The following is a 2,525-nucleotide window of genomic DNA, read 5'->3' on the forward strand; positions in this document are numbered from 1 at the left end:
ATATAACAAGGGGTCGATCGGCATTTTTTCCGACCAGATTATGTGTGGCCAAACTAATTTCATCAAAGACGTCGGCTAGACTATCAGCGTAATTCCGTCCTTCGTGGGTTAAGGATATCTGTCGGTGCATCCGGTGAAAAAGGCTGCACCCCAAATAATCCTCAAGCGATTTAATCGAACGACTCACCGCTGCGGGCGTCACACTCAGCTCATTAGCAGCACTGACAAAACTTCCTGTTTGCGCTGCCATGACGAAAGTACGCAGTGCATTTAGTGGTGGTAATTTAGGATCCATCGACGCAACCTAAGGTAAGAAAAACTCAACCAAAGACTAAGAATAACTTAGTTGTAAGTCAATAAATTAAGTGAAATATTAAATTCAGTGCAGCATTAATTGACAAATTGTATGTCAAAAAAATCCTTAAGGGGACAGCTATGACCGAGAGACGTAGAAAATTCTATGCTTGGGGCTTTGAGGATCAAAGCGCCACACCCGAAGAGATGAAGCCGGTACTGGATACTTGGCACCGTACCTTCGAGGTTGATGCATTCGACGTAAAGCCCGCACCAACGCTTGATACCATCGATATGCCAGAGAGCAGAATTACCCATTTTCCAGAGACAATCAAAGATATTTGCCGCACAGATCGGTATGAGCGTGCGTTGCATAGCTACGGTCGGTCATTTCTTGACAGCGCCAAGATGTTTCGCGGGGATTTCCGCAATGCCCCAGATGTGGTTGCTTATCCGCGTAATGAAGAGGATGTACGCGCGCTAATCGATTGGGCGGGTGACATTGGTGCGGCGGTTATTCCTTTTGGCGGCGGATCGAGTGTCGTCGGCGGTGTGAATCCTGAAATCAACGGAACCTATGCCGGTGTGGTGACCATCGACATGTGGTACTTGAACAAGATTTTGGAATTCGACCCAGTGTCGCGTTCTGCGCGTGTGCAGGCGGGGGTGTATGGACCCGACCTAGAAACACAGCTAAAAACCCATAACGCCACTTTGCGTCACTATCCCCAAAGCTTTGAGCTTTCGACTCTGGGCGGCTGGATCGCAACCAGGGCTGCCGGTCACTATGCGACACACGGCACCTACATCGACGATTATGTCGAAAATATCCGCATGGTTTCGCCAAGCGGCATCAGCGAAAGCCGCCGTTTGCCCGCCTCTGGCGCTGGTCCGTCACCCGACCGTTATGTGATGGGCACAGAAGGATCCGTTGGAATCATCACCGAAGCTTGGATCAGAGTCTTGTCCCGTATCAAGCACAAGGCAAGCAAGACAGTTACCTTCGCTGAATACGATCAGGGCGTCGAAGCTGTCCGTGCGATCTCACAATCTGGACTTTACCCAGCGAACTGCCGCCTCATCGATGCGCTTGAAGCTAAATTGACCGGAGCTTTCGATGGTAGCCGTCCCATCCTAGTCTTGGGATATGAAAGCTCACATTACCCGGTGGATCAGCTGATGGACTTAACTGTTGATCTGTGCCGAGAATTTGGGGGAACTCCAGTGGATGAGACAGAACAGGGACGCAACAGCGTGGCTGGTCAATGGCGCAATGCCTTCATTCGCGGCCCATATTATCGTGAGCATATGACTTCGCGCGGAATATGTCGTGAGACCTTTGAAACGGCTGTGTGCTGGAACAATTTCAAAGAACTGCACAGCTCGGTCATCGAGACAGTGAATGCAGCGATCAAGCGGGTGACCGGTCGGGCGGGCACCGTCACTTGTCGCTTTACCCACGTCTATCCCAATGGCCCCGCGCCGTACTTCACGTTCCATTGCCTTCCAGACCGTGAGCGAATGGGCGAGCAGTGTATGGAAATTAAAATCGCCGCCTATGATGCTGTGATGAAGGCAGGGGGCACGATCACCCACCACCATGCCGTTGGCAGACTGCACATGCCTTGGTATGAAAAACAGCGCCCGGCGCCAATCGGCGCTGCATTCACTGCGGCAAAGAAATCACTTGATCCCAAGTCAATTATGAACCCCGGGGTGATCATCTCTGAACAGAGGGGAAACCCATGACTTTGCCGCTTGACGGCCTGCGGGTTCTTGATCTCTCGCGCATTCTTGCAGGGCCAAGTTGCACGCAGACCTTGGGCGATTTGGGGGCGGATGTCGTCAAAATTGAAAGGCCAGGCATCGGTGATGACATTCGCGGATGGGGCCCACCCTTCCTGAAGGATCGGGATGGAAACGACACCCGCGAAAGTGCTTATTTCATGTCCACAAACCGTAACAAGCGGTCTTTGACAGTTGATATAGGATCAGACGATGGCCTTGAAATCATCCATGATCTTATCGATAAAAGCGATGTTCTGGTCGAGAATTTCAAGGTTGGTGATCTCAAGCGTCGTGGACTGGATTGGGGGTCGGTCCACGCACGCAACCCACGTCTTGTTTATTGCTCGATCACGGGTTTTGGACAGACTGGTCCCTATGCCGAGCGGCCCGGCTACGATTTCGTCGTTCAGGGCATGGGTGGCCTGATGAGCATTACCGGAGAG

3 protein-coding genes are annotated in these 2,525 nt (G+C 51.7%); 2 read left to right on the forward strand and 1 reads right to left on the reverse strand.

All coding sequences use genetic code 11. From position 1 onward, the window contains the following. Positions 1 to 295 (reverse strand): LysR family transcriptional regulator (locus tag AC2FLX_RS22070; RefSeq protein ID WP_496875574.1); only part of this gene is annotated, 295 nt, incomplete at its 3' end. A gap of 140 nt (positions 296 to 435) precedes the next feature. On the opposite strand from AC2FLX_RS22070, the gene AC2FLX_RS22075 reads away from it, so the two are divergent. Next, positions 436 to 2,043, forward strand: coding sequence for an FAD-binding oxidoreductase (locus AC2FLX_RS22075; RefSeq protein WP_037275503.1), 1,608 nt, complete (start codon positions 436 to 438; stop codon positions 2,041 to 2,043). Then, a partial coding sequence (locus AC2FLX_RS22080) for a CaiB/BaiF CoA transferase family protein (protein ID WP_496875575.1) occupies positions 2,040 to 2,525 on the forward strand: 486 nt, incomplete at its 3' end. The genes AC2FLX_RS22075 and AC2FLX_RS22080, both read left to right, overlap by 4 nt.

This window comes from Ruegeria sp. YKSF57 (genome assembly GCF_059612585.1).